Here is a 26,503-nt window from a genome sequence, read left to right as displayed (position 1 = left end):
CGGAGGTGACCTGCGGCGAAAGCCGCACGGGGCGACGAAATAAGGGGAGACGCAATACTATAATTAAATGTCGCGTCATACCAAGTGGGGCGTGCACAGTCTGTCGTGCAGGCAGTGTCGTAACCCATTGGGCGGCTGCTTTTTTTGTTTGCTGCACAAGGTTTTACACTGCCTGCTGGCGCCTTGGCAAACACCCGAGTGAATCGCTGTGCCTGATGCCGGTAGATTCACAGGGCGAAACTCGCTGGTCGCCACGCAAGCACAGGCCCATAGTCAGGCTGATTACCAGACACCCGAAAGAGGTGGCCATGAGCAAGACCTTGCATCACCGTGCCTGTCACCTGTGCGAAGCCATCTGTGGCTTGACCATCGAAACTACACAGGAGCCTGGTGCTGGGCCGCAGATCAGCTCGATCAAGGGGGACCCCCAGGACAGCTTCAGCCGCGGCCATATCTGCCCCAAGGCTGTGGCCCTGCAAGACATCCAGAATGACCCTGACCGCCTGCGCGCGCCGCACAAACGGGTTGGTGACAGTTGGCAGGCGATTGGCTGGGACGAAGCCTTCGCGCTGGCCGCCCGCAAGCTCTGGGCTATCCAGCAGGCCCATGGGCAGGACGCCGTGGCGGTCTATCAAGGCAACCCCAGCGTGCACAATTACGGGTTGATGACCCACAGCAACTACTTCCTCGGCCTACTCAAGACCCGCAATCGTTTTTCCGCCACCTCGGTCGACCAACTGCCCCAGCACCTGACCAGCTACCTGATGTATGGCCATGGCTTGTTGCTACCGATTCCGGACATCGACCACACCGACTTCATGCTGATCCTGGGCGGCAATCCCTTGGCTTCCAATGGCAGCATCATGACCGTGCCGGATGTCGAAAAACGCCTTAAGGCGATCCAGGCCCGGGGCGGTAAACTGGTGGTGGTCGACCCGCGGCGCAGCGAAACCGCGGCCATGGCTGACCAGCATGTATTTGTCCGCCCTGGAGGGGATGCCGCATTGCTTTGCGGCGTGCTCAACACCTTGTTCAGCGAAGGCCTGGAGCGTGGGTCGGGGTTGCCGGTCGATGGCCTGGACCAGGTGCGTGGCGCCATTGCCCCGTTCCCCGCTGAATTGATGGCGCCCCTTTGCGGCGTCGATGGGCTTGTCATCCGTCAGTTGGCGCGTGATTTCGCTGCTGCCGACAAAGCAGTGTGCTACGGCCGAATGGGCGTTTCGACACAGGCGTTCGGCACGCTTTGCCATTGGCTGGTGCAACTGATCAACCTGGTCAGTGGCAACCTTGACCGGGTTGGCGGTGCGCTGTGCACGCAACCGGCGGTGGATCTTGTCGCGAGTACTTCAGGTGGGCATTTCAATGCCTGGCAGAGTCGGGTCTCTGGCTTGCCGGAATACGGCGGCGAGCTGCCGGTAGCGGCGCTGGCTGAAGAAATGCTGTGCGAAGGGGAAGGGCAGGTGCGCGCCCTGGTGACCGTGGCCGGCAACCCGGTGCTGTCCACGCCCAACGGACGGCAGCTGGAGCGTGCGCTGGACGGGCTTGAGTTCATGCTCAGTATCGATCTCTACATCAACGAAACTACGCGTTACGCCGACCTGATCCTGCCGTCCACCTCGGCGCTGGAGAACGATCACTACGACACCACCTTCAACCTCTTGGCGGTGCGCAACGTCAGCCGTTTCAATCGGGCGATCCTGCCCAAGCCGCAAGGGGCCCTGCACGACTGGGAAATCTTTGTTGGCTTGGCCAGGGCCTGCGCCGCGCTCAGCGACAAACCGTTGAAGCCGACTGTATCTCCGGCGCAGATGATTGACCTCGGCTTGCGTCAGGGGCGTTATGGCGACAACTCTTCCTTCAATCTGTCGATAAAGACACTGGCTCAGCACCCTCACGGCATTGACCTGGGGCCGCTGCAGCCGAACCTCGCTGCACGCCTGAAGACCGCCAACCAGCGCATCCAGACTGCGCCGGCGGAGATTCTTGGTGATTTGCAGCGATTTGCCGCCCAGCAGGCTGCCGGTCCTGAGCAACTGCTGCTGATCGGTCGTCGGCATGTGCGCAGTAACAACTCCTGGATGCACAACTATCACCGCCTGGTGAAGGGCAAGCCGCGCCATCAGTTGCTCATGCACCCCGATGACCTGACAGGGCGGCAGTTGCAGGATGGGCAGCGGGTAAGGGTCAGTTCGCGGGTCGGCAGCATCGAGGTCGAGGTGCAGGCCTGCAGCGACATGATGCCCGGGGTGGTCAGCCTGCCCCATGGCTTTGGTCATGCCCGTGCCGGGGTGCATATGGAAATCGCCCGCGACCTACCCGGGGCCAGTGCCAATGACCTCACTGATGAGCTTCATCGCGATGCGGTTTCTGGCAACGCTGCCCTCAATGGCGTGCCAGTGCAGGTGGTTGCGGCCTGATATCGGCAAGGCCGAGCGTCAAGCTCGGCTTTCCGATACAATGCGTCACCGTGCCGACAACCAGGTCGGAAAGTTCAGCCGCGAGGTGCTTCATGGATATCATTGAAACAATCAAAGAGCAGATTGCCAACAACACCATTCTGCTTTACATGAAAGGCTCGCCGAATGCCCCGCAGTGCGGTTTTTCGGCCAAGGCGGCGCAAGCCGTGATGGGGTGTGGCGAGAAATTCGCTTACGTGGATATCCTGCAGAATCCGGAAATCCGCGCCAACCTGCCAAAATATGCGAACTGGCCGACCTTCCCACAACTGTGGGTTGCCGGTGAGCTGGTTGGCGGTTCCGACATCATGGCTGAGATGTTTGCCAACGGCGAACTGCAGACCCTGATCAAGGACGCTGCAGCCAAGGCTGAGGCGACCAAGGCCTGATTACAGGTTTGGTCAATAAAAAGCCCCGCAGTGCGGGGCTTTTTTGTGCAGCGTGATTGACGAGATTACTCGCCCATCTGCGACTGCAGGTAGTTTTCCAGACCGACTTTGTCGATCAGGCTCAGCTGGGTTTCCAGCCAGTCGATATGCTCTTCCTCGGACTCGAGGATGTCTTCGAGCAGTTCACGGCTACCGAAGTCGCCAACCGTTTCACAGTGGGCGATAGCGGCTTTGAGGTCGATCAGGCCTTTTTGCTCGATCTTCAGGTCACATTCGAGCATTTCCTTGGTGTGTTCACCAATCAGCAGCTTGCCCAGGTCCTGGACGTTGGGGAGGCCTTCGAGAAAAAGAATACGCTTGATCAGTTTGTCAGCGTGTTTCATTTCATCGATGGATTCCTTGTACTCGTGCTTGCCGAGCTTATCCAGACCCCAGTCTTCATACATGCGCGCATGCAGGAAGTATTGGTTGATTGCGACCAGCTCGTTTCCGAGGATCTTGTTGAGATGCTGGATGACGCTAACGTCGCCTTTCATGATGGGGTCCTGCCCTATAAGTGTGCCTATAAGCAAGAGTTTGAGCCCCGTAACTTCGACTGTCAAACCTAAGTTATTGAATAGTAAGTGAAAATTAATCGGAATAAGAATGTTTGTGTTCCGCGTTTTAATCCTAACTTGTTGAATTACAGGCATAAAAAAACCGGACGCGAGGTCCGGTTCTTGGAATCGGCTGTTTTTACGCTGCAGTAAATTCCACAGGGTAGGGCAAGGCGGCCTGGCTGACCTGTAATTGGGTCAGTGTTTCACGCACCACCTGCTTGGCCAGGCAGGCACATTTGCCACACTGGCTCGCCACGTTGGTGGCGGTTCTGACTTCCTTGTAGCTGCAGCATCCTTCATAGATCGCATCGCGGATCTGTCCGTCGGTTACACCAACACAAAGACACACATACATAGGGCAGACCATCGCTGGTAAAGGCTCAATGCGAAGAAGCTTAATGTTAATGAGAATGCTTGTCAAAGCGCAATATTCCAGATCATGGGTTCGAGCGACCAACGGCAGGTGTCGAGCGTCGAGGACCTGAAATTCGGCGAGCAGCGTCTGGCGGTGTATCATGGCCGACCTTTGCACTGTCAGGGGGCTTATGCCTGCCTGTACAGCGTGTTTCAAACCATCAGGAGATATCGAATGAGCGTACTCGTTGGCAAAACTGCCCCGGACTTCACTGTTCCAGCCGTACTGGGCAATGGCGAAATCGTCGACAGCTTCAACCTGGCTGCGGCCATCAAGGGCAAGTACGGCCTGGTGTTCTTCTACCCGCTGGACTTCACCTTCGTCTGCCCGTCCGAGCTGATCGCTCTGGATCACCGCATGGCAGAATTCCGCGACCGCAATGTTGAAGTGATCGCTGTTTCGATCGACTCGCACTTCACCCACAACGCCTGGCGCAACACCCCGATCAATGCCGGCGGCATTGGTCAGGTGCAGTACATCATGGCTGCTGACATGAAGCACGAAATTGCCAAGGCTTACGATGTCGAGTCCGGAGGGGGTGTTGCTTTGCGTGGCGCGTTCCTGATCGACGACAAAGGCGTTGTCCGTTCGCAGATCGTCAACGACCTGCCACTGGGCCGCAACATGGACGAGTTGCTGCGTCTGGTCGACGCCCTGCAATTCGTTGAAGAGCACGGCGAAGTCTGCCCTGCCAACTGGAAAAAAGGCGACAAGGGCATGACCGCTTCGCCAGAAGGCGTTGCTGCATACCTGAGCGAGAACGCTGGCAAGCTGTAATAGCTAGCCACAAAAAAAACCGGCCTTGATGGCCGGTTTTTTTCTGGGTACAGCCAGGTTTCAGTCGTTGAAGTCCTGCCAGCCGCCCATTTCCTTCCAGCGGTTGACGATGCCGCAGAACAGCTCGGCAGTCTTTTCGGTGTCATAGCGGGCCGAGTGGGCCTCACGACCGTCGAAATCGATGTCGGCACTCTGGCAGGCCCGGGCCAACACGGTCTGGCCGTAAGCAAGACCGGCCAGGGTCGCGGTGTCGAAGCTGGAGAACGGATGAAACGGGTTGCGCTTCATGTCGTTGCGGGTCACGGCCGCGTTAAGGAAACTCAGGTCGAAGCTGCTGTTGTGGCCGACCAGGATCGCCCGCTTGCAGCCATTGGCCTTCAGTGCCTTGCGTACGCCACGGAAGATATCGGTCAACGCCGACTCTTCACTGACAGCCATGCGCAACGGGTGATCCAGCTTGATGCCGGTGAACTCCAGGGCCGCCTGCTCGATGTTGGCGCCTTCGAAGGGTTCGACGCGGAAGAAGTAGGTGTGCTCCGGGAACAGAAAGCCCTTTTCATCCATGCCGATGGTGACCGCTGCGATTTCCAGCAGGGCATCGGTAGCGCTGTTGAAGCCGCCAGTCTCTACATCCACTACAACCGGCAGGTAGCCACGAAATCGTTCCGCCATTGGGTGGCGAGGGCCACCGCTTGGACCGTCCTGGTCGTCGTACAGATCTTCACTCACGCAGTTTTCTCCAGCAGGCGCCAGCGCATTTGCTCACCGGCGCGCAGCGGGATAACGGTCTGCTCGCCGAACGGCAAGCTGCTTGGGGCGGTCCAGCTTTCGCGAACCAGGGTAATAGTGTCGGTGTTGCGCGCCAGGCCATAGAAGTCAGGGCCGTGCTTGCTGGCAAAACCCTCGAGCTTGTCCAGGGCGTTACGCTGCTCGAACGCCTCGGCGTACATCTCGATGGCCGCATAGGCGGTGTAGCAGCCGGCGCAACCACAGGCCGCTTCCTTGGCGTGACGGGCGTGCGGTGCCGAGTCGGTGCCGAGGAAGAACTTGCTGCTGCCGCTGGTGGCGGCGTCCAGCAAGGCCACCTGGTGGGTGTTGCGCTTGAGGATCGGCAGGCAATAGAAGTGCGGGCGAATACCGCCAACCAGCATGTGGTTGCGGTTGTACAGCAGGTGCTGGGCGGTGATGGTCGCGCCGACGTTGGCCGGGGCCTCGTTGACGAACTGCACGGCATCGCTGGTGGTGATGTGTTCGAAGACCACTTTCAGGGTCGGGAAGCGCTCGACGACACGGCGCAGGTGTTCGTCGATGAACAGCTTCTCGCGGTCGAACACGTCGATCTCGCTGCGGGTCACTTCACCGTGCACCAGCAGCGGCATGCCGATTTCGGCCATGGCTTCAAGCACCGGGAAAATAGTGTCGATGCTGCTGACGCCGGAATCGGAGTTGGTCGTGGCGCCGGCCGGATACAGCTTGGCGGCATGCACGAAGCCAGTGGCCTTGGCTGCGCGGACGTCCTCGGGCTGGGTGCGGTCAGTGAGGTACAGCACCATCAGCGGTTCGAAGCGGCTACCGGCCGGACGTGCGGCCAGAATCCGCTCGCGATAGGCGCCAGCTTCGGCGGCATTGCGCACTGGAGGTACCAGGTTGGGCATGATGATTGCGCGAGCAAAGGTGCGCGCAACGTCGCCAACGGTGTGGGGCAGGACGGCGCCATCACGAAGATGGATGTGCCAGTCATCGGGACGCAGGAGGGTCAGGTGGTCGGACATTGGGGATTCCAGGCGGGTCGAACTCAAGGTAAATGCTACCGGAAAAGCTGGGACCTAGCACTCGCTATCAAGTTTTGCCGTACCTGACCGATAGCCTGCGGGTATACCGTGAAAATCTGTGGAGCCGCCCGTGCGCCAGCGTTATCTAGCCCTGCTCAGTGTGTTTGCCTGCCTGCCAGCGACAGCACTCACCTTCCAGACCCGTCTGGAGAATATTGAGTGGAAGGTCGAAGGCGATCAGTTCGAATGCCGCCTGGTTCAGCCGATTGCCGATTTCGGCAGCGGTGAGTTTGTGCGCCGTGCCGGTGAACAGGCCACCTTTCAATTGCGATCGAGCAGCAATGCCCTGGGCAATGGTTCAGCGACCCTGCTTGCCGCGGCGGCGCCTTGGCAGCCTGGCCGCGCGGATATCAACCTGGGGTCGGTGCGCATGGCACGCAGCGGCGTGCTGTTTACCAGCTCCCAGGGTCAGGCCAGCCGCCTGATCAATGGCCTGCTCGATGGCCGCAGTACCGTGGTTCGCAACTATGCCGGCGAAGCCGGGCGGGCGATGGAAGTGCGCCTGTTGCCAGTGAAATTCAGCAAGGCCTATGGGGATTATCAGGTCTGCGCCGCCAAGCTGCTGCCAATGAACTATGACCAGGTTCGCCAGGCGCGGGTCGGCTTTCCCGGTGGCGGCATCGATCTGGACGCCGATGCCAAGGCGCGGCTAGATGTGATTCTGGACTTCCTCAAGGCCGATCCGACGGTCAATCACATTGAACTCGATGGTCACTCCGACAACAGTGGCAATCGCCTGACCAACCGTGACCTGTCCCGGCGCCGGGCCCTGGCGGTGATGGAGTACTTCAAGGCTCACGGCATTCCTGAAGATCGGATCAGCATGCGGTTCCACGGTGAGCGCTATCCGTTGGCCGCCAACAACTCGGCCGCCAACCGCGCGCGCAATCGCCGGGTGAATATTCAGTTGGACCGCGTGACGCCAGTGGAAACACCGGTAGAGAAAGCAGTAGAGAAAGCGCCAGAATTGGCACCAGCGCCTGCTGCACAAACGGCTACCAAGCAACCGTTGGTCAAGTCCTGAGCTGCGACCGTCCGTCGCGCTCTCGACAGTTCCTGTCGCTTTGTCGTCACAAGCTGTCGCCCCACTGTAATTTTTGCCGCAAGGCCGGTAGAATCAACGGCTTTCCGTACAACCCCGTGGAGTGATGGCATGGCGGACGTAAAAAAGGTCGTTCTGGCGTATTCCGGCGGCCTTGATACTTCGGTGATTCTCAAGTGGCTGCAGGATACCTACAACTGTGAAGTGGTGACTTTCACCGCCGACCTGGGGCAGGGCGAGGAGGTCGAACCGGCCCGCGCCAAGGCTCAGGCCATGGGCGTGAAAGAAATCTACATCGATGACCTGCGCGAAGAGTTCGTGCGCGACTTCGTATTCCCGATGTTCCGCGCCAACACCGTTTACGAAGGCGAGTACCTGCTGGGTACTTCCATCGCTCGTCCGCTGATCGCCAAGCGCTTGATCGAAATCGCCAATGAAACCGGCGCCGACGCCATTTCCCATGGTGCAACCGGCAAGGGTAACGACCAGGTGCGTTTCGAACTGGGTGCGTACGCACTCAAGCCAGGCGTCAAGGTTATCGCACCATGGCGTGAGTGGGACCTGCTGTCCCGCGAAAAACTCATGGACTATGCCGAGAAACACGGTATCCCGATCGAGCGTCACGGCAAGAAGAAGTCGCCTTATTCGATGGACGCCAACCTGCTGCACATCTCTTATGAGGGCGGCGTGCTGGAGGATACCTGGACCGAACACGAAGAAGACATGTGGAAGTGGACCAAGTCGCCGGAAACCGCGCCGGACGTTCCTACCTATCTGGAACTGACCTACCGCAACGGTGACATCGTCGCCCTGGACGGCGTTGAAATGTCGCCGGCCACCGTGCTGGCTACCCTCAACCGCATTGGCGGCGAAAATGGCATCGGTCGTCTGGACATCGTCGAGAACCGCTATGTCGGCATGAAGTCCCGTGGCTGCTACGAGACCCCGGGCGGCACCATCATGCTGCGCGCCCACCGGGCGATCGAGTCGATCACCCTGGATCGTGAAGTCGCTCACCTGAAAGATGAGCTGATGGTCAAGTATGCCAGCCTGATCTACACCGGCTACTGGTGGAGCCCGGAGCGTCTGATGCTGCAACAGATGATCGACGCCTCCCAGGTCAATGTGAACGGTGTGGTTCGCCTGAAGCTGTACAAGGGCAACGTGATCGTCACCGGCCGCAAATCCGATGACTCGCTGTTCGACGCCAACATCGCGACCTTCGAGGAAGATGGTGGTGCTTACAACCAGGCCGACGCTGCGGGTTTCATCAAGCTCAATGCCCTGCGTATGCGTATTGCTGCAAACAAGGGCCGTTCGCTGATCTGAACGGCGTCTTGAATGAAAACCCCGGCCTGGTCCGGGGTTTTTTTTACTTGTCGATCGGCTGGGTTGCCAGGGTTGTCTGGGTGCCTGTCTCCAGGTTGTATAGTATCCAAGTGTTGCACAGTGGCTGGGGCTGGTTCAGTGCGTGTACAGCAAAGTGTTCGAGCAGTTGGCTGGCGCGGGCTCCGCTCATGGTAATGGTTACGCTTGTTTGTGCATTCTGCAATGGATTGCCAGGCGTATGAGTAGGTGCAATGCCATAGTCCGTCGGGATGTTGGCCAACTCATTGCCGGCTTGCACTTCTACAGGTGCCTGTATTACGTCGCTTATCAAGGTGTCCACTATTGTGGATGACTGTGGCGAAGTAGGGGTATCGGAGTCGGCTGTGGATTCGACTACAGGGGGTGAGTACAGAGATTTGTAGTTGAAGTTCAGCGTGAGGAAGAACAAGACTGTCAGGAAAAATGGAAAGCCTACCAGGAACCATGTGTAGGTGTTCTGACTGCCCTCGCTTAGAAAAGGCAACGAAGCCAGTGCCGAGGCCTCGATAATGCCGGCAAATATCGCGATGATGGTCAATGGGCTTCTCGGCTCAGCGTTGCTCATTGCCGTGTCCTCGCTTTCGGTATCACCCAGTCGAGTGGTAATTGTTCGGGGTAATTAACTTGGATGGCACTGGGTGGGATTTCTGATCGGGGAACTTGTTACCTTGCACTTTGTATAAAGTCTTATAGGTGTTGGTACATATCAAGCAGAAGTATAGGATTTTTCCTGCAATTATTAAGGTGATGTTGGCTGGATTGTCAATGCGCTCTGGTGCTACTTTTAGTTGTGGAGGTTAGCGCTGTTTTGCTCGGAGGCACTGTTTTAAGTGTGAGCGTGTGTGGGCGCAAATTTTTTGTAGGACTAATCCTCCATGTGTGTAGGTTTCATCCTTATATGCATTTGCTCGCGGGTACCGAAATACAATATGTCGCACAATTAGGTTATTGTGCGGGCTCAAAAAATCGAACAGCGAACAATTGGATCTGCCCATGAATAAAGTGCTGATCGTGGATGATCATCCGGTCATTCGCCTGGCGGTACGTATGCTGATGGAGCGGCATGGTTATGAAGTCATCGCGGAGACGGATAATGGCGTGGACGCGTTACAACTGGCACGAGAGTATGATCCTGATATCGTCATTCTGGACATCGGTATCCCCAAGCTCGACGGCCTCGAAGTCATCGCCCGGCTCGCGTCCACCTGCCCGGCTGCCAAGGTGCTGGTCCTGACTTCGCAGGCGCCCGGGCACTTCTCGATGCGCTGCATGCAGGCAGGTGCAGCCGGTTACGTCTGCAAGCAGCAGGATCTTACCGAGCTGCTCAGTGCAATCAAGGCGGTGCTGTCTGGCTACAGTTATTTCCCGAATCAAGCGTTGCACTCGGTGCGCAGCAACCTGGGTGGCGTCAGCGAGGCCGACATGGTCGAGCGCCTGTCGGGCCGAGAGATGATGGTCCTGCAGCAACTGGCGCGAGGCAAGACCAACAAGGAAATTGCGGACGGTATGTTTCTGAGCAACAAGACCGTCAGTACTTACAAGACCCGTCTACTGCTCAAGCTCAATGCGCGATCATTGGTTGACCTGATCGAGCTGGCCCAGCGCAACGCTCTGGTTTGATGAAGCCAAAAGCAACAAAGCCTCCATTCAGGAGGCTTTGTTAGTGAAGTCGGTACCGAACAGCCAGGGGTTGTCCGGCTGTCCGGTGTCGAGGTGTCAGAGGTCGAAATCGTAATCGGCCAATTGTTTCTGCAAGCGACGCTCTTCCAGCAGGTTATCAATGGTGCGGCGCTTGCTCAGGTTGGTCTTCGCTGTTTCAACAGCCGGCTCGACATCGTCTGAGTCAACAGGAGAGAGTTCTTCATCTACATCCAGGTCTTCTTTTACGGTGCTCATATGTCACTCCCAGCCAAGAGGCCATTGGCGCACCTTATAGCGAGAATTCTTGAGTGGGTAAAAAAGATTTTTTCAATCGAGAAGGCGCGTTTCTCACAATCCTCTCAATCGTCGGAGGTTTTCTGCTTGTATTCACACAGGTCTTCGATCCGACAACTTCCGCAACGGGGTTTGCGTGCCAGACACACATAGCGTCCGTGCAGGATCAGCCAGTGGTGGGCATCGAGCAGGTAGGCCTTGGGCACGAACTTCATCAGTGCCTTCTCAACCTCAAGCACCGTCTTGCCGGGGGCGATCCCAGTGCGGTTGCTGACCCGGAAGATATGCGTATCCACAGCCATTGCCAGTTGCCGGAATGCTGTGTTGAGGACCACGTTGGCGGTCTTGCGACCCACGCCGGGCAATGCTTCGAGTGCCTCGCGGGTTTGCGGTACCTGACTATCATGCTGTTCGATCAGCAGGCGGCAGGTCTCGATCACGTTGCGGGCCTTGCTGTTGTACAGGCCAATGGTCTTGATGTATTGCGATAGCCCGTCGACGCCCAGGGCATAGATGGTTTCGGGAGTATTGGCGACCGGGTACAGCTTGGCGGTCGCCTTGTTCACGCTGACGTCGGTGGCTTGGGCCGAAAGAATTACCGCAATCAGCAACTCGAAGGGGGAGGTATAGGCCAGTTCTGTCTTGGGCTCAGGGTTGTCTTCGTGCAGCCTGCGAAATATTTCCAGGCGTTTGGCAGCATTCATGGGGTCAACGCTTTCCTTGACGACGTGAGGGGGCTCGCCGCAGGCAAACCCAGTTGTACAGGGCCAACAACAGGCCCAACAGAAAAAACGCACCAGGCAGCAGTGCGGCCAGACGCAATCCAACCCATCCAGCCAACAGTTCGCGACAAACTCCCAGGGCAATGCACAGAGCGGCGAATCCGCATAGCAACAGAGCGACGTCCCGCCAGCGGCGGTTCTCGCCTTGAGCGTATTCGAACACCAGGCATTGTACGGCGATCAACGCCGGATAGGGGCTCAACGCCTGATAGAGGGGGAGGGCCCAAGCGCGCAGCGTCAGTTCCAGGCAGGTGACTAACGCGGCTGCCAGCAGCACGCTGGCCAGCATCCTGCTGCTGGCCGTAAACCAGTGGTGCAACGGCCTCATGAGCAAGTGATGCATGGCGATCAGTAACACGCCGAAGCCGGCAATGGCGCAAGCGTTGAGCAGTGTCTGGGTGGCACCCAGTAACGGCGTCAGGCTCACCGCGGCCAGCCATTGTCTACTCATCGCTACCTTCCTCAAATAATAGCTGACGATGTTCGTCGAAGTAGCGCAGGGCGTCATGCATGGCGTGGATCACTGCGCGCGAAGTCACCGTGGCGCCTGCCAGTTGATCGAACTGACCCCTGTCGCGCTTGAGGGCCCAGGCTGCATCGGGTGTGCTTTGGCGACTGGCGCCGCTAAAGGCCTGCAGCCAGTGGTTGCCCGGCTCTACCAGTTCGCCACCCAAACCTGGCGTTTCCTGCTGGCGTAGTACCTTGGTGCCGATCAGGCGACCCTGCGGATCGATGGCGATCAGCAGTTCGAGTTGGCCTGCGTAGCCTTGGACCTGACTGTGCAGCACCACCGCGCTGGGGCGGCCCGCAAGGGTGGCGCGATAGCCTGCCAACAACTGGCTGTGGGCGAGGGTGGGCGTGGTCAATGCCAAGGGGGATTGCAACGGCTGGTTGTCATAGATCTTTTCTGGCAGGACACTGAGCCAGGTCTGCGCTTTGAGCTTCTGCTCCGCCAGGGCAATATCCCGGGCGCTGAAGTGCTGCCAGATCACGCTGCTACCGAGGCTCAACAGCGCAATGAGCAAGAGCAACATGGCACTGCGTATCGAAGAGTGGTTCATGATGACACCGCTTGGCGTCGATCGGCCAAGCGCTCCAGCGCCGGTACGCAGAGGTTCATCAACAGCACTGCGAACGCTGTGCCATCGGGATAGCTGCCCCATGTGCGGATCAGGTAAATCAACAAGCCCATACCTATGCCAAACAGCAACCTTGCCTGCGCTGACTTGGGGCCGGAAACGGGTTCTGTGGCGATAAAGAATGCTGCCAGCATGGTTGAGCCGCTGAACAAATGGAGTAGCGGTGAGCCATTGGAGTCCGAGCCAGATCCATTCCAGAACAACAGGCTGATTACCGACAGACTCGCCAGCAAGCCGACTGGGGCATGCCAACTGAAGACTTTGCGTTGCAACAGCAGCAAGCCGCCAAGCAGGAAGGCAAGATTGACCCATTCGCTGCCCTCACCCCCGAAATGACCGAATCCTGGATGGCTGCTGAACAGTTCGTCCAGGGTCAGGCTGCGGTTGTTGCGCAGGCCATCAAGGATTGTGGCCTGCGCCCAGGCGTCGGGTCGTTCGTTGCTGCTCATGTCCAAGACATGCTGCAGGCTGGTCCCCAGGTCCAACAGTTGTACGCCGGGCCATTGGGTCATGTGCAGCGGAAAGGCCACCAAAACCACGGCATAGCCGAGCATGGCCGGGTTGAACGGGTTTTTGCCGACGCCGCCGTAAAGTTGCTTGCCGAGGGTGATGGCGCTTGCCGTGGCGATTACCGGTACCCACCAGGGCGCGTAGGCAGGCAGGGCAACGGCAAGCAGGGTTGCGCTGACCAGGGCGCTGCCGTCATTGAGTGACGGCAGCACAGGGCGTTGCTGGAGTTTGAGCAGCAGCGCTTCGCTCGCCAGGGCTGAAGCCGCACACAATAACAGATTGAACAGTAGCCCCCAGCCGTGCTGCCAGAGCAGCGTCAGCACACCCGGCAGGCATGCCAGTAGCACCAGCATCATGGCGCTGCGCAGGCGGTCGCTGGTGTCAACGGCTGGCATGGACGGTGGCCGCTTGCAAGGCCTGCAGGTGCGCCTGGGCCTGTTCGGCCTCCTGCGCCAACTCAGCCAGCTGAGCCCGCTGAGCATCGCTCGGTGCCTCACCGAAGGCGCTTCTGGCTTTGTTCAGCTGTGCCCGGCTCATGGTCGCTGCGATTTTGGCCTTTTTCAGGGCTGCATCGGCAGCAGCGGCTTTCTGCGCCTTGATCCGCTCGATGGCAGCTTTGATCGGGTCATCACTCGCAGCGGGCTGGTCTGTGCTGTTGGCCATTGCGGTACGTTGACTGCGAGCTGCACGCTCGGTTTGCTTGCGCGCCTCTTCGCGCTGCAGGCGGCTGTTGCGCAATTCAAAGCGACGGCGTGCGTGGTTGCGTTTGTTGCTGCGTGCCGCCAGTGCCTCGCGGTCTGGGGCCATCCCGCCGACAATCGGTACGATGTTGCTGGTTGCGCTCAGGGGCAGTAGATCGATGCAGTCTACCGGGCAGGGTGCCACGCACAGGTCGCAGCCTGTGCACTCGGCGCTGATGACGGTGTGCATCAACTTGGCTGCACCGACAATGGCATCCACTGGGCAGGCCTGGATGCATTTGGTGCAGCCAATGCACTCGGCTTCGCGGATAAAGGCGACCTGAGGCGGCGCGGTGCCGCGTTCCGGGTCCAGGGCGATGATTGGCACCTGCAAGAGGTTGGCCAGGGCGGCGATGGTTTCGTTGCCCCCGGGCGGACATTTGTTGATCGCCTCGCCTTTGGCCAGGCCCTCTGCATAGGGCTTGCAGCCAGGGTGACCACACTTGCCGCATTGGGTTTGCGGCAGCAGGGCGTCGATGCGTTGAATCAGGCTCATGATGTAAATAATCCGTTGAAGCCGAGAAACGCCAAGGCCATCACGCCAGCTCCGATCAGCTCTACAGGCAGGCCGCGAAAGCTCCGGGGTATAGCCTTGTTGTCGCTGCGTTGACGCAGGTCGGCGAACAGGCCCAAGGCCAACCAGAAACCCAGGCCGCCGCCCAGGCTCCAGGCCAGGGTCTGCAGTGCGCCGTAGCCGCCTTCAGTGACCTGCAGGCTCAAGCCTAGCAGTGCCACATTACCCAGCAGTAACGGCATCAGCCCATTGAAGGGCAGAGTCGGCAGTACTCGAGACAACAGTCCAAGCAGCGGTTCAATCAGCAGTACACACAGGGGTAAAAGGACGAACAGACGCAGGTAGTCAAGCTGCAAGGGTTGCAGGACGAAGCGGTAAAGCAGCTGCCCCAGCGTGGTGGTCAATACCAGCAACGCCAGCGTAGCCAGCCCCAGGGCATGCAGTCGACGGCGGTCGTGGCCAGCCGAAGGGTGCAAGGCTGGGTCGATGGCCAGCCCCTGATGCAGGATCAGGTTGTTGACCAGCGCGGTGCTGATCAGGGCCAGAATGAATTCGCTCATGGAGGTGCACAATGCCAGGGCTGTTCGCCATTATCCGGCAATGACGCGAGGATGAGAGCGCCCCGGACGCAATCGTCCGGGGCATGGGCCTTACTTGATGCGTTGACCGGGCTTGGCGCCGCTGTCGGGGCTGAGCAGGTAGATTTCTTCACCGCCGGGACCTGCAGCCATAACCATGCCTTCGGAGATACCGAAGCGCATTTTGCGCGGCTTGAGGTTGGCGATCATCATGGTCAGACGACCCTCGAGCTTGGCCGGATCCGGGTAGGCCGACTTGATGCCGGAGAACACGTTGCGTTGCTCGTCACCGATGTCCAGGGTCAGGCGCAGCAGCTTGTCGGCACCCTCCACGGCTTCGGCCTTGAGGATCAGGGCCACACGCAGGTCTACGGCAGCGAAGGTATCGAAGTCGATCTCGGCCGACAGCGGGTCTTTGCTCAGCTCGCCATTGCCGCTGACAACAGAGGTCTGGCTGGCGGCCAGGTCTTCCTTGCTGGCGGCGGTCATGGCTTCGACCTTGGCCGGGTCGATACGGCTCATCAGCGCCTTGAACGGGTTCAGCTGGTGATTGCTCAGGCGGGTCTGATGGTCGTCCCAGGTCAGCGGCGCAACATTGAGGAACGCCTCTGCATCGGCGGCCAGCAACGGCAGTACCGGTTTGAGGAAGATCACCAGTTGGCGGAACAGGTTGATGCCCTGGGCGCAGATCGCTTGAACTTCGTCCTGCTTGCCTTCCTGCTTGGCCAGGGACCATGGGGCCTTGTCGGCGATCCAGGCGTTGGCGCGGTCGGCCAGGGCCATGATTTCACGCATGGCACGGGCGAAGTCGCGACCTTCATAGGCCTCGGCGATGCCCGGTGCGGCGGCCAGGAAGGCTTCGGTCAGCTCTGGAGCGGCATCGCCGGCCACCATCACGCCATCGTTGCCCTTTTGAATGAACCCGGCGCAACGGCTGGCAATGTTGACGACCTTGCCGACCAGGTCGGAATTGACTTTCTGCACGAAGTCTTCGAGGTTCAGGTCGAGGTCATCGACGCCGCGGCCGAGTTTGGAGGCGTAGTAGTAACGCAGGTATTCCGGCGCCAGGTGGTCCAGGTAGGTGCGGGCCTTGATGAAGGTGCCGCGCGACTTGGACATCTTCGAACCGTTGACGGTCAGGTAGCCGTGCACATTGATGCCGGTCGGCTTGCGGTAGCCGGCGCCTTCGAGCATGGCTGGCCAGAACAGGGCGTGGAAGTTGACGATGTCCTTGCCGATGAAATGGTACAGCTCGGCCTTGGAGTCCTTGTTCCAGAACGCATCGAAGTCCAGGTCGGGGCGACGGGCGCAGAGGTTCTTGAAGCTGGCCATGTAGCCGATCGGCGCGTCCAGCCAGACATAGAAGTATTTGCCCGGCTCGTCAGGGATTTCGAAACCGAAATACGGGGCGTCACGGGAGATGTCCCATTCCTGCAGGCCGGCATCCAGCCACTCGGCGATCTTGTTGGCCACGGCGTCCTGCAGGGTGCCGCTGCGGGTCCACTGCTGGAGCATGGCCTGGAAGTCGGGCAGCTTGAAGAAGAAGTGCTGGGAGTCCTTGAGTACCGGGGTCGCGCCGGAAATCGCCGACTTGGGGTTCTTCAGCTCGGTGGGCGCGTAGGTGGCACCGCACTTTTCGCAGTTGTCGCCGTACTGGTCGTCGGCCGCACATTTTGGGCAAGTGCCCTTGATGAAGCGGTCGGCCAGGAACATCTGCTTGTCCGGGTCGAAATACTGGGTGATCGAACGGGTAGCGATGTGCCCGGCGTCACGCAGCTTGAGGTAGATCTGGCTCGACAGTTCGCGGTTTTCTTCGGCGTGGGTCGAGTGGAAGTTGTCGAACTCCACCAGGAAGTCGGCGAAGTCGCTGCTGTGTTCGGCCTGGACGGCGGCGATCAGCTGTTCCGGCGTGATGCCTTCCTTCTCGGCGCGCAGCATGATGGCAGAACCATGCGCATCGTCAGCGCAGACGTAGGTGCACTGGTTGCCGCGGTGCTTCTGGAAGCGCACCCACATGTCTGTCTGGATGTACTCGAGCATGTGGCCAAGGTGGATCGACCCGTTGGCATAGGGCAGGGCGCTGGTGACGAGAATCTGACGTGGCTCGGACATGGGGGCTCGGCTACTTTTTTCGGCTACTTGAGATGAAACGGTGATCGGCCACTATAAAACGCCGGGAAATTTATTTCACCCCATGGACGTCTGTGGATGTTTCGCGGGTTAGCATAGTGGTCTGTTTTACTCAGTCTTTTTAACGGGAGTCTCCATGAGTGCCGTCACTCGCGCAGCCGTCGAAGCCGTTCTTCGCCAGTACACCGACCCTTACCTGAACCAGGATCCGGTCAGCGCCGGCTGTGTGCAGGCCATCGATATCCAGGGCGAGCGGGTCAGTGTCCAGTTGCAACTGGGTTACGCTGCCGGTCTGTTCAAGAATGGCTGGGCGCAAGTCCTGCAGACCGCCATCGAAGGTATCGACGGGGTCGTCTCGGCACAGGTCGAAATCAACTGCGTGATCGCCGCGCATAAGTCCCAGGCGCAGATTCCGGGTATGGCCAACGTCAAGAACATCATTGCCGTGGCCTCGGGCAAGGGTGGGGTGGGCAAGTCCACGACCGCCGCCAACCTGGCCCTGGCCCTGGCCCGTGAAGGGGCGCGAGTGGGTATTCTTGATGCCGACATCTATGGCCCGAGCCAAGGTGTGATGTTCGGCATCCCCGAGCGTACCCGGCCGCAGATCCGCGACCAGAAGTGGTTCGTTCCGCTCAAGGCCTATGGCGTCGAAGTCATGTCCATGGCCTTCCTCACGGATGACAATACGCCGATGGTCTGGCGTGGCCCGATGGTCTCCGGCGCTTTACTGCAACTGGTGACCCAGACCGCCTGGGACAACCTCGACTACCTGGTGATCGACATGCCACCAGGCACCGGCGACATCCAGTTGACCCTGGCGCAGAAAGTCCCGGTTGCAGGTTCTGTGATCGTCACCACCCCGCAAGACCTGGCTCTGATCGACGCCAAGAAAGGCGTGGAAATGTTCCGCAAGGTCAATATCCCGGTGCTGGGCGTGGTCGAGAACATGGCCGTGCATATCTGCTCCAACTGTGGCCATGCCGAGCATCTGTTCGGTGAAGGGGGTGGTGAGAAGTTGGCCAGCCAATATGGTGTGGAGCTGCTGGCCTCGCTACCGCTGTCGATGCTGATTCGTGAACAAGCCGACAGTGGCAAGCCAACGGCTATTGCCGAGCCGGAGAGCCAGATTGCCATGGTTTACCAGGAACTGGCTCGTCAGGTCGGTGCGCGGATCGTGTTGCAGGAGGCTGCGGCGCCTGCCATGCCGAATATCACTATTAGCGAAGATTGATTTGAATGCATCGCGGGGCAAGCCCGCTCCCACTGAACCGGTGGGAGCGGGCTTGCCCCGCGATGAGGCCCGAATCAAGGGCAAAAAAAACCCCGCCGGTTAAGGGCGGGGCTTTTTCAAGCTGTAAAGCGGAAGTTAGATAACTTCTACTTCTTCAGCCTGCATGCCTTTCTGACCGCGGGTAGCGATGAAAGAGACCGCTTGGCCTTCTTTCAGGCTCTTGAAGCCGTCAGCCTTGATGGCTTTGAAGTGTACGAACAGGTCGTCACCGGATTGTGGGGTGATGAAGCCGAAGCCTTTTTCATCGTTGAACCACTTAACGGTACCGGTTTGGCGATTGGACATGGTCTGTCTCCTTGGACAAAGTTAACTACGACTCAGGAAACGCCCTGGCCGAGACTGAGTGCAAAGAGGCAGAAAATTCATGAAGATGGGTTGATCGAAATCTTGCATCAGGTAGATATTCTCAGTGACACGTGCAGCACAGTGGCGTCACCTTAACCGTTTTTCCAGAACGTGCCAATGGTCTTGTACAGCTTTCGCGCAAATCATGACTGACGGTGCGGCAAGCCTCCCTGAAGGGCCCGCCGCACGGGGATTCGACGCCTGACGGTGGATGAAACTTTGAACCGGGCGCCGGGCCCGGTAAGATGCGCCACAGAATTTCTTCACCTCGTTACTTCAGGACACCCGCCATGAGCATCAAATCGGACAAGTGGATTCGCCGCATGGCGCAGGAACACGGCATGATCGAGCCGTTCGTCGAGCGCCAGGTGCGCGGCGAGAGCGACAACCGGCTGATCTCCTTCGGTGTCTCCAGCTACGGCTACGACGTACGCTGCGCCGACGAGTTCAAGGTGTTTACCAACATCAATTCGGCGACCGTCGATCCGAAGAACTTCGACGCCGGCAGCTTTGTCGACGTCAAGAGCGACGTCTGTATTATCCCGCCGAATTCCTTCGCCCTGGCCCGCACCGTGGAGTACTTCCGTATTCCGCGTAACGTCCTGACCATCTGCCTGGGTAAAAGCACCTACGCCCGTTGCGGCATCATCGTCAATGTCACCCCGTTGGAACCCGAGTGGGAAGGGCACGTGACCCTGGAGTTCTCCAACACCACCACCTTGCCGGCGAAAATCTATGCCAATGAAGGCGTGGCGCAGATGCTCTTCCTTGAATCCGATGAAGAGTGCGAAGTGTCCTACAAGGACCGTGGTGGCAAGTATCAGGGCCAGCGCGGCGTCACCCTGCCACGCACCTGAGCCGACAAAGCGAGGGAATTCCTTGCTCCCTGCGGACTCCAATGCAGTGAACTGTTTCGCCAGGCAACAGGCCTGGCGAACTTTGCCAAGGAGCCGCCCATGAAACTCGACCCGACCATCAGCGCCAAGCTGGCCGTGTTGCAGCCCAATCACGTCGGAGTACTGGCCTGGACGCTGCTGGCCCATCCGCATCCGCACATCGCCCAGGCCGGTGGCGTGCCCGGTCAACCCGATCCGGACACCCCCGATAGTCCGCAACCGGGCGAAACCCAGCCCATGGAGCCGGGTGAACCGACCTTGCCGGATGAACCACCTCCTGCGCCCGTCGCCTGAGGATTACTTCAGGTTGCCGCTCAAGAACTGACGCAGGCGTTCGCTTTTCGGATTTCCGAGTACTTCGGCGGGTGGCCCTTGCTCCTCGACCAGGCCCTGATGAAGGAACATGACCTGGGTCGCAACTTTGCGCGCGAAGGCCATTTCGTGGGTCACCATGATCATGGTCCGACCTTCTTCGGCCAGGCCTTGAATCACTCGTAACACTTCCCCGACCAGCTCCGGGTCCAGCGCCGAGGTCGGCTCGTCGAACAGCATGACTTCCGGTTCCATGGCCAGGGCCCGGGCAATGGCCACGCGCTGTTGCTGCCCACCGGAGAGGAATGCCGGGTACTGCTCGGCCACGCGGGCGGCCAGGCCGACCTTGTCCAGGTAACGCCGGGCGCGGGCTTCGGCTTCCTGCTTGCTGACGCCCAGAACCCGTCTTGGCGCCATGCTGATGTTGTCCAGCACGCTCAAGTGACTCCACAGGTTGAAGTGCTGGAAGACCATGGCCAGGCGCGTGCGCAGGCGCTGCAGTTCGTCCGGGTCGGTGACCCGCAGACCGAGGTGGTCATGGGTCATATGCACCGGCTTGCCATCGAGGGTCATGCTGCCCTCGTTGGGTTGTTCGAGAAAGTTTATACAGCGCAGGAAGGTACTCTTGCCCGAGCCGCTGGCGCCGATCAGGCAGATCACGTCTCCCGTCTTCGCCTTGAGCGAGACACCCTTGAGCACATGGTGCTCGCCGTAGCGCTTGTGCAGGTCTTCGATGGTCAGTTTGTACATGCGCATGTTCTCAACGGTGACGACTCAAGGCGATAACAGATAGCCGCTGCGGTAGGGCTGGCGGCCGGCCACATGAGCGATAACCATGCCGGCCGTGGCCATGCGCCGTAGTGAGCGGGCATACATGAGGCCGGCCTGGGTGTTGCGCACCGGGGTCACCCGGTCACTGAGCGGGTCGATGACCTCGGCGATCAACTGGTCAGCCTCCAGGTACTGGCCCGGTTTGACGTGAAACACCAGTAGGCCGCCCAACGGTGTGCTCACAGGCTCCACACCCGCCAGCGGGGTTGCCGGGTATGCCAGCGCAGGAAGGGTGGCTGCTTGGCCTTCGATGGCGCCGTAATGGGTCAGGTAGGCGATAATCGCCGCGCAGTCCTGCTCCGCCAGCGGGTGGCTGACATCGCCCTGGCCGCGCAACTCGACCGTAACCGAGACGCTGCCCTGGGGGATCGGGAACTGCTTGCCGAAACGCTGCTGCAGCTGCCACCAGACCAGGGTGAAGCACTCGTCGAAGGATTGTCCGCCCGAATCGGTGGCCAGCAGGCTGGCCTGGGCACCGAGGTAGCGCGACAGCGGCTCGACCTGCGGCCAGGCCTCGGGGGTCGTGTACAGGTGGGCCACGGCCTCGAAGTCGCAATGCAGGTCCAGCACCATCTCGGCATCGCAGGCCAGTCGTTGCAGGGTCAGGCGTTGCGACTGCAGCGGCGTGTGCGCCGGTTGGGCGTCCAGGGCGCGGTGCAGGCATTCGCGGATCAGGGTGAGATTGTGCGCCGGGTCCTGGTTGAGCTGGGCTTCGATCTGGTCGCCGATCAGGTCGCTGAGGTCGACAAAGTTGCGGTTGAAATTCTCGCCGCTCTGCAGCTCGAAGCGGCCCAGCGGCATATCCAGCAGCACCTGTTCCAGGCCGACCGGGTTGGCAATCGGCACCAGTACGATCTCGCGATGCAGCAAACCCTGGGCTTCGAGGTCGCCCAGGCGTTGCTTGAGGTGCCAGGCCACCAGCATGCCGGGCAGTTCGTCGGCGTGCAGCGAGGCCTGAATGTAGATCTTGCCGGCGCCTCGTGGGCCGAAATGAAAGCTGTGGATCTGGCGGGCGATACCGGGAACCGGTGCCAGAATGTCGTGGGTCGAGTGATGCATATCAGTCCTAGTGAGTCGGTCCTAGAAAAGCCAGCCAGCGCCGTTCGGCGAGGCGGAACAGGCCAACCAGCGCAAAGGTCACGCACAGGTAGATCAGTGCGGCGATACCGAATGACTGGAAGGTCAGAAACGTGGCCGAGTTGGCGTCGCGGGCGACCTTGAGAACATCCGGCACGGTTGCGGTGAAGGCAACCGTGGTGGAGTGCAGCATCAGGATCACTTCGTTGCTGTAGTAGGGCAACGAGCGCCGCAGCGCCGACGGCATGATGAGATAAGCATAAAGTTTCCAGCCGCGCAGGCCATAAGCTTTGGCCGCCTCCACTTCACCATGGTTCATGCTGCGGATCGCTCCGGCGAAGATTTCCGTGGTGTAGGCACAGGTGTTCAGGGCGAAGGCGAGGATGGTGCAGTTCATCGCGTCACGAAAGAAACTGTCGAGCAACGGTTGTGCACGCACTGCAGCCAGGCTGTAGATCCCGGTGTAGAAGATCAGCAGCTGGATATACAGCGGTGTGCCGCGGAACAGGTAGGTGTAAAACTGCACTGGCCAGCGGATCCAGAAGCGCGGCGAGACGCGGGCGATGGACAGCGGTATCGAGGCCACGAAGCCGATCGCCAGCGCAGCGCTGAGCAGCCACATGGTCATGGCCAGGCCGGTGATATGCGTGCCATCGGTATAGAGAAACGCGCGCCAGTATTCCTGCAGCAGTTCGATCATCGGACGGCCTCCCGGGTGCCGACGTTATAGCGTCGTTCCAGCCAGCGCAGGGCGATGTTCGAGGCGCTGGTAATGAGCAGATAGATGAACGCTGCGACCATCAGGAAATAGAACAGTTGATAGCTGCTTTTGCCTGCGTCCTGGGCGGCCTTGACCAAGTCGGCCAGGCCGATGATCGATACCAGGGCAGTGGCCTTGAGCATGACCATCCAGTTGTTGCCGATGCCGGGCAGGGCGTAGCGCATCATTTGCGGGAAGACCACGAAGCGAAAGCGCTGCAGGCGTTTGAGGCCATAGGCGGTGGCGGCCTCGACCTGACCGCGGGGTACGGCAAGGATCGCGCCGCGGAAGGTCTCGGTAAAGTAGGCGCCGTAGATGAACCCCAGGGTAATGACACCTGCGGCGAACGGGTCGATCTCGATGTATTCCCATTCCATGTAGTCGGTCAGAATGGTCAGCCAGGTTTGCAGGGTGTAGAAAATCAGCAACATCAGCACCAGGTCGGGCACGCCGCGAATCAGCGTGGTGTAGGCCTGGGCGATCAGGCGCAGCGGGCGCGCTGGCGAAAGCTTGGCGCTGGCGCCGAGCAGGCCCAGGCCAACGCTGAGCAGCAGCGACATGAGGGATAATTTGATGGTCATCCAGGTGCCCTGCAGTAGCAAGGGGCCGAAGCCCTTCAGGCTGAATGCCGAGAGTCCCAGGTACTGCAGCAGGTCTTCGAACATGTAAGCAACCTATGCCAGGAACTGTGGGAGCGGGGCAAGTCGCACCGCCGCTCCTACCCGTTACTTGCCGCTGTAGAGGTTCAGAGCACCGAAGTGTTTTTTCTGGATCTGGGCGTAGGTGCCGTCATCGTGTAACGCTTTGATACCTTTGTTGATCAGGTCCTGGAGCTCTTTGTTACCTTTTTTGATACCCACGGCGGTCTTGGACGGTAGCAGTTCGCTTTCTACCGGTGCGCTGACTTCATAGCCTGCGCCCTGGGGCGACTTGAGAAAGCCCAGTTCAGCCTGGAGCATGTCCTGGATCGAGGCGTCCAGACGGCCGGAGGTCAGGTCGGCATAGACCTGGTCCTGGTTCTGGTAGGCCTGGGTCTTGACCCCGGCCTTATCCAGCACGGCTTTGGCGTAGACCTCCTGGATAGTGCCTTGCTCATAGCCGACCGTCTTGCCCTTGAGCGAAGCCGGATCAGCGCTCAGCCCTGAACCTTTTTTGTACACCAGCGAAGTCGGGCCGGAGAACAGTTCGTTGGAGAAGTCGATGACCTTCTCGCGCGCTGGAGTGACGGTCATGGATGAGATCACCCCGTCGAACTTGTTGGCTTTGAGCCCCGGGATCATGCCGTCGAAATCGCTCTCGACCCATTTGCATTTGACCTTCAGTTCGGCGCAGATGGCGTTGCCCAGGTCGATGTCGAAGCCCACCAGGCTGCCATCGGCAGCTTTGGATTCAAACGGGGCATACGACGGATCGACGCCGAAGCGCAGTTCCTTGTATTCCTTGGCCAGGGCATTGCCCGCAGCCAGACACAGCGCAAGTGCAGAAAACGTCAGCCATGCTTTTTTCATTGTGTGTCCCTGGATTCGCAACCTAGTAGGGTGGCACTGAGCCGTTACCGGTCAGTGCCCGACATCACAATGACAGCAATTTTCACACCATGTTGTAGGAGCGGGCTTGCCCCGCGATGTCAGTACCGCGCATCCACCGGCTTGCCGCCGTTGGGCCAGTCCTTGACCTTGTCCGGGAAGTCCGGCCGTGGTTGTTGCGAGAACCAGGCAGCAACATCCACCGCTTCCTGATCGCTCAGACCGCCCTGACCCAGGGGAAAGCGTTCATGAAAACCGATAGGCATGTTGCGTTTGACGAACGCCGCAGCGGTGTAGGTGCGAGCCATGCCGGCGCCGATGTTGAAGGATTGATCGCCCCAAAGTGGGGGGAACACCAGGCTGCCATCCTCGCGACTCAGACCTTCGCCGTTGGCGCCATGGCACACCGCGCACTGCTTGACATATACCTGCTCGCCATTGGCAAGGTCAGGCTTGATCGCTGGATCGATCTTGCCAACTCCGCGTCCGGCTACCTTGTCGCCGGGCTGGGTGTTGTTCTTCATCCACTCGAAGTAGGCGACCATGGCCTGCATGTCTGCTGATTGCGGCGGAATCGGTTTGCCATTCATGGAACGCCGGAAGCAGCCGTTGATGCGCTCTTCCAGAGTAATGATCTTGCCGGCCCGCGGCGCGTAGCCGGGGAAAAAGGCTGACACTCCAACAAAGGGCGAACCGTCGGCGACGGTGCCGGCGTTGAGGTGACAACTGGTGCAGTTCAGTGCATTGCCGACGTTGTCCGGCAGCAGTGCTTTGGTCTGCAGGTGCAGGCGCATGCCGCGGATTACCTGGTCGGCGTTGGCGGCGGCGAGCAAGTCGGCCAGACGCGGGGTCTCGAAGGCTGTGGAGTCGGTGGTCTGCGGGTTGAGCTGGCCACGCAGTTTTTTCACTTGCTCTGGGGTGACTGCCGAACTGTCGTTGCCCCAGCGGCTGCGCACGAAACTGAGGATCTCGGCGATTTCCTGATCCGCTAAACGCGCGAAACCGGGCATGGTGTAGACCCGCGAATGGCTGGCGGTCTGCGCAGTTTCCCAGCCGGTCAGGGTGATGTGCAGGAGGGACGTCGGGTCGCTGGAGGCAATGCTCGGATTGCCGGCCAGTGGTGGAAAAATGCCTGGCACGCCTGCACCATCGCTGCGGTGGCAGTCGCTGCAAAACTGGGTGTAGCCCAGGCCACCACGGCTGCTGAACAGATCGGCCGGTGGCGCGGCCGGCGTCAGTGCAACGGCTGGCATAGGCAGGTCGTTATCGCTCGGTGGCAAGGATTTGAGGTAGCTGGCGATGGCTGTCAGGTCGGTATCGCTGAAGTGCTGAGTGCTGTGGTGAATCACAGCAGCCATGTTCCCGGAGACCGTGGCGAAGCGGTTTTGCCCGGTTTTGAGCAGTTGAACTGTGTCTGGAACCGTCCACAGATTGCGCAGGCTCAGGGCGCGCCAGTGCTCCACGGTTTCCCCGGCGAGGAAGTGCTTGCCGCCGCTACCGGCGTCACTCATGGCCTTTTCCTGAAAGGCGAGGCCTCGCGGGGTATGACAAGCGCCACAGTGGCCCAGACCCTGCACCAGATAAGCGCCGCGGTTGATGAGCGGGTCGCGGTTCGGGTCGGGGTCGAACGGCTGGTTGTCGACAAAAGCCCAGTTCCACAACGCCAGTCCCCAGCGCATGTTGAATGGCCAGCTCATGTCGGCGGCCTGGTTGGACTGGCTGATTGGCGTTACCCCTTGCATCAGGTAGGCGTAGAGCGCGCGCATGTCCTCTTCGCTCATTTTTGCGTAGGACGGGTAAGGCATGGCTGGATACAGATGGGTGCCGTCGGCACTCACCCCTTCGCGCATGGCCTTGTCAAACTGTTCGAAGCTGTAACGACCGATACCGGTCTCCGGGTCGGGGGTGATGTTGCTTGAGTAGAGGGTGCCCATGGGCGTCTTCAGCTGTAGCCCACCGGCCATGGGCGGACCTTGCGGGGCTGTGTGGCAAGCAATGCAGTCACCGAGTTGGGCAACGTATTGGCCACGTTCGAGCAGAGGCTTGTTGGCAGGCTCAGCCGCTGCCGTTGTTGGCTCACTGGCGTGAAGGACGGGGATCAGCAGCAACGTCGTGGCGCACAGGGCCAGGCGTGAAAGTACAGAAGCCATTGCATATTCCTTTAGTCACCGGGCCTGGGTGATCCCTTGGGCGCAGGTTGCAATCGTTTTTATGGTTCATCAGGCAGCACTGGGGACGAAGCTCGTCCCAGTTTCGTTG

The 26,503-nt window shown here is 59.7% G+C and carries 28 protein-coding genes and 1 pseudogene; 9 read left to right on the top strand and 20 right to left on the bottom strand.

Going from position 1 to position 26,503, the window contains the following annotated elements; all coding sequences use genetic code 11:
- The first annotated feature begins 308 nt into the window (after positions 1-308).
- Both ACRESH_RS08965 and grxD read left to right on the top strand, forming a co-directional pair.
- Complete coding sequence (locus ACRESH_RS08965; protein WP_431741650.1) at positions 309-2,417, top strand: molybdopterin oxidoreductase family protein; 2,109 nt, start codon at positions 309-311, stop codon at positions 2,415-2,417.
- A gap of 92 nt (positions 2,418-2,509) precedes the next feature.
- Positions 2,510-2,845, top strand: a complete 336-nt coding sequence (gene grxD / locus ACRESH_RS08960) for a Grx4 family monothiol glutaredoxin (protein ID WP_431741649.1) — start codon at positions 2,510-2,512, stop codon at positions 2,843-2,845.
- 65 nt (positions 2,846-2,910) lie between these two features.
- On the opposite strand, the gene bfr is transcribed toward grxD, so the two are convergent.
- A complete protein-coding gene (gene bfr, locus ACRESH_RS08955; RefSeq protein ID WP_431741648.1) occupies positions 2,911-3,381 on the bottom strand; it encodes a bacterioferritin in 471 nt (156 codons plus the stop codon).
- A 199-nt stretch (positions 3,382-3,580) separates the two neighbouring features.
- The gene (locus ACRESH_RS08950) at positions 3,581-3,799 is read right to left on the bottom strand and encodes a bacterioferritin-associated ferredoxin (protein WP_431741693.1); all 219 of its coding nucleotides are present in this window, start codon (positions 3,797-3,799) and stop codon (positions 3,581-3,583) included.
- Between the two features lie 234 nt (positions 3,800-4,033).
- Between ACRESH_RS08950 and ACRESH_RS08945 the strand changes: the two genes are divergently transcribed.
- Entirely contained in the window at positions 4,034-4,636 is a 603-nt protein-coding gene (locus ACRESH_RS08945) for a peroxiredoxin (protein ID WP_431741647.1), read from the top strand.
- 60 nt (positions 4,637-4,696) lie between these two features.
- On the opposite strand, the gene rnt is transcribed toward ACRESH_RS08945, so the two are convergent.
- Complete coding sequence (gene rnt, locus ACRESH_RS08940) at positions 4,697-5,365, bottom strand: ribonuclease T (RefSeq protein WP_431741646.1); 669 nt, start codon at positions 5,363-5,365, stop codon at positions 4,697-4,699.
- Entirely contained in the window at positions 5,362-6,408 is a 1,047-nt protein-coding gene (gene pyrC / locus ACRESH_RS08935) for a dihydroorotase (RefSeq protein ID WP_431741645.1), read from the bottom strand. The genes rnt and pyrC overlap by 4 nt, the downstream gene beginning before the upstream one ends.
- A gap of 130 nt (positions 6,409-6,538) precedes the next feature.
- Between pyrC and ACRESH_RS08930 the strand changes: the two genes are divergently transcribed.
- Both ACRESH_RS08930 and ACRESH_RS08925 read left to right on the top strand, forming a co-directional pair.
- Positions 6,539-7,492: a flagellar protein MotY gene (locus ACRESH_RS08930; protein WP_431741644.1), complete on the top strand. Its 954-nt coding sequence runs from the start codon at positions 6,539-6,541 to the stop codon at positions 7,490-7,492.
- A gap of 129 nt (positions 7,493-7,621) precedes the next feature.
- On the top strand, positions 7,622-8,839 hold the full coding sequence (locus ACRESH_RS08925; protein ID WP_045185748.1) for an argininosuccinate synthase: 1,218 nt from the start codon (positions 7,622-7,624) through the stop codon (positions 8,837-8,839).
- A 43-nt stretch (positions 8,840-8,882) separates the two neighbouring features.
- Here the strand turns inward: ACRESH_RS08925 and ACRESH_RS08920 are convergent, their stop codons facing one another.
- On the bottom strand, positions 8,883-9,443 hold the full coding sequence (locus tag ACRESH_RS08920) for a hypothetical protein (protein WP_431741643.1): 561 nt from the start codon (positions 9,441-9,443) through the stop codon (positions 8,883-8,885).
- A gap of 428 nt (positions 9,444-9,871) precedes the next feature.
- Between ACRESH_RS08920 and ACRESH_RS08915 the strand changes: the two genes are divergently transcribed.
- The gene (locus ACRESH_RS08915) at positions 9,872-10,498 is read left to right on the top strand and encodes a response regulator (protein WP_431741642.1); all 627 of its coding nucleotides are present in this window, start codon (positions 9,872-9,874) and stop codon (positions 10,496-10,498) included.
- 96 nt (positions 10,499-10,594) lie between these two features.
- Here ACRESH_RS08915 and ACRESH_RS08910 read toward each other — a convergent pair whose 3' ends face one another.
- From ACRESH_RS08910 to metG, 8 genes and pseudogenes are all read right to left on the bottom strand, one after another.
- The gene (locus ACRESH_RS08910; protein WP_431741641.1) at positions 10,595-10,774 is read right to left on the bottom strand and encodes a PA3496 family putative envelope integrity protein; all 180 of its coding nucleotides are present in this window, start codon (positions 10,772-10,774) and stop codon (positions 10,595-10,597) included.
- Positions 10,775-10,878: 104 nt separating this feature from the next.
- On the bottom strand, positions 10,879-11,517 hold the full coding sequence (nth, locus tag ACRESH_RS08905; RefSeq protein ID WP_431741640.1) for an endonuclease III: 639 nt from the start codon (positions 11,515-11,517) through the stop codon (positions 10,879-10,881).
- A gap of 4 nt (positions 11,518-11,521) precedes the next feature.
- Positions 11,522-12,046, bottom strand: a complete 525-nt coding sequence (locus tag ACRESH_RS08900; RefSeq protein WP_431741639.1) for an Rnf-Nqr domain containing protein — start codon at positions 12,044-12,046, stop codon at positions 11,522-11,524.
- On the bottom strand, positions 12,039-12,656 hold the full coding sequence (locus tag ACRESH_RS08895) for an RnfABCDGE type electron transport complex subunit G (protein ID WP_431741638.1): 618 nt from the start codon (positions 12,654-12,656) through the stop codon (positions 12,039-12,041). The genes ACRESH_RS08900 and ACRESH_RS08895 overlap by 8 nt, the downstream gene beginning before the upstream one ends.
- Positions 12,653-13,639, bottom strand: coding sequence for an RnfABCDGE type electron transport complex subunit D (locus ACRESH_RS08890; protein ID WP_431741637.1), 987 nt, complete (start codon positions 13,637-13,639; stop codon positions 12,653-12,655). The genes ACRESH_RS08895 and ACRESH_RS08890 overlap by 4 nt, the downstream gene beginning before the upstream one ends.
- Positions 13,640-13,643: 4 nt before the next feature.
- Positions 13,644-14,480 (bottom strand): annotated as a pseudogene (rsxB, locus tag ACRESH_RS08885) (electron transport complex subunit RsxB); the annotation flags it as partial.
- Positions 14,477-15,058, bottom strand: coding sequence for an Rnf-Nqr domain containing protein (locus tag ACRESH_RS08880; RefSeq protein ID WP_431741636.1), 582 nt, complete (start codon positions 15,056-15,058; stop codon positions 14,477-14,479). The pseudogene rsxB and the gene ACRESH_RS08880, both read right to left, overlap by 4 nt.
- A 90-nt stretch (positions 15,059-15,148) precedes the next feature.
- Complete coding sequence (gene metG, locus ACRESH_RS08875; protein WP_431741635.1) at positions 15,149-17,188, bottom strand: methionine--tRNA ligase; 2,040 nt, start codon at positions 17,186-17,188, stop codon at positions 15,149-15,151.
- A gap of 154 nt (positions 17,189-17,342) precedes the next feature.
- On the opposite strand from metG, the gene apbC reads away from it, so the two are divergent.
- Positions 17,343-18,437 (top strand): iron-sulfur cluster carrier protein ApbC, encoded by a 1,095-nt coding sequence (gene apbC, locus ACRESH_RS08870; protein WP_431741634.1) that lies wholly within the window; start codon positions 17,343-17,345, stop codon positions 18,435-18,437.
- A 135-nt stretch (positions 18,438-18,572) separates the two neighbouring features.
- Here the strand turns inward: apbC and ACRESH_RS08865 are convergent, their stop codons facing one another.
- The gene (locus ACRESH_RS08865) at positions 18,573-18,782 is read right to left on the bottom strand and encodes a cold-shock protein (protein WP_010221054.1); all 210 of its coding nucleotides are present in this window, start codon (positions 18,780-18,782) and stop codon (positions 18,573-18,575) included.
- Between the two features lie 350 nt (positions 18,783-19,132).
- Here ACRESH_RS08865 and dcd point away from each other — a divergent pair, with 350 nt between their 5' ends.
- The gene (gene dcd / locus ACRESH_RS08860; RefSeq protein ID WP_028943496.1) at positions 19,133-19,699 is read left to right on the top strand and encodes a dCTP deaminase; all 567 of its coding nucleotides are present in this window, start codon (positions 19,133-19,135) and stop codon (positions 19,697-19,699) included.
- 99 nt (positions 19,700-19,798) lie between these two features.
- Positions 19,799-20,032, top strand: coding sequence for a hypothetical protein (locus ACRESH_RS08855; protein ID WP_431741633.1), 234 nt, complete (start codon positions 19,799-19,801; stop codon positions 20,030-20,032).
- Positions 20,033-20,035: 3 nt separating this feature from the next.
- On the opposite strand, the gene ACRESH_RS08850 is transcribed toward ACRESH_RS08855, so the two are convergent.
- The 6 genes from ACRESH_RS08850 to ACRESH_RS08825 all read right to left on the bottom strand — a co-directional run bounded on the left by ACRESH_RS08850 (position 20,036) and on the right by ACRESH_RS08825 (position 26,394).
- Positions 20,036-20,800, bottom strand: coding sequence for an ABC transporter ATP-binding protein (locus ACRESH_RS08850; RefSeq protein ID WP_431741632.1), 765 nt, complete (start codon positions 20,798-20,800; stop codon positions 20,036-20,038).
- Between the two features lie 24 nt (positions 20,801-20,824).
- A complete protein-coding gene (locus tag ACRESH_RS08845; RefSeq protein ID WP_431741631.1) occupies positions 20,825-21,940 on the bottom strand; it encodes a succinylglutamate desuccinylase/aspartoacylase family protein in 1,116 nt (371 codons plus the stop codon).
- Positions 21,941-21,947: 7 nt separating this feature from the next.
- Positions 21,948-22,658 (bottom strand): ABC transporter permease, encoded by a 711-nt coding sequence (locus ACRESH_RS08840; protein ID WP_431741630.1) that lies wholly within the window; start codon positions 22,656-22,658, stop codon positions 21,948-21,950.
- The gene (locus ACRESH_RS08835) at positions 22,655-23,383 is read right to left on the bottom strand and encodes an ABC transporter permease (RefSeq protein ID WP_431741629.1); all 729 of its coding nucleotides are present in this window, start codon (positions 23,381-23,383) and stop codon (positions 22,655-22,657) included. The genes ACRESH_RS08840 and ACRESH_RS08835 overlap by 4 nt, the downstream gene beginning before the upstream one ends.
- Positions 23,384-23,443: 60 nt before the next feature.
- Positions 23,444-24,226 carry a transporter substrate-binding domain-containing protein gene (locus ACRESH_RS08830; RefSeq protein ID WP_431741628.1) on the bottom strand — a complete coding sequence of 261 codons (783 nt, stop codon included), beginning with the start codon at positions 24,224-24,226 and terminating at the stop codon, positions 23,444-23,446.
- 119 nt (positions 24,227-24,345) lie between these two features.
- Positions 24,346-26,394, bottom strand: coding sequence for a c-type cytochrome (locus tag ACRESH_RS08825; protein WP_431741627.1), 2,049 nt, complete (start codon positions 26,392-26,394; stop codon positions 24,346-24,348).
- Positions 26,395-26,503: the final 109 nt, after the last annotated feature.

The sequence above is a fragment of the Pseudomonas sp. genome (assembly GCF_050739775.1).
Lineage (GTDB): Bacteria > Pseudomonadota > Gammaproteobacteria > Pseudomonadales > Pseudomonadaceae > Aquipseudomonas.
Note: the sequence above shows the minus strand (reverse complement) of the source record. Positions and strands in the feature narration are given on the sequence as shown.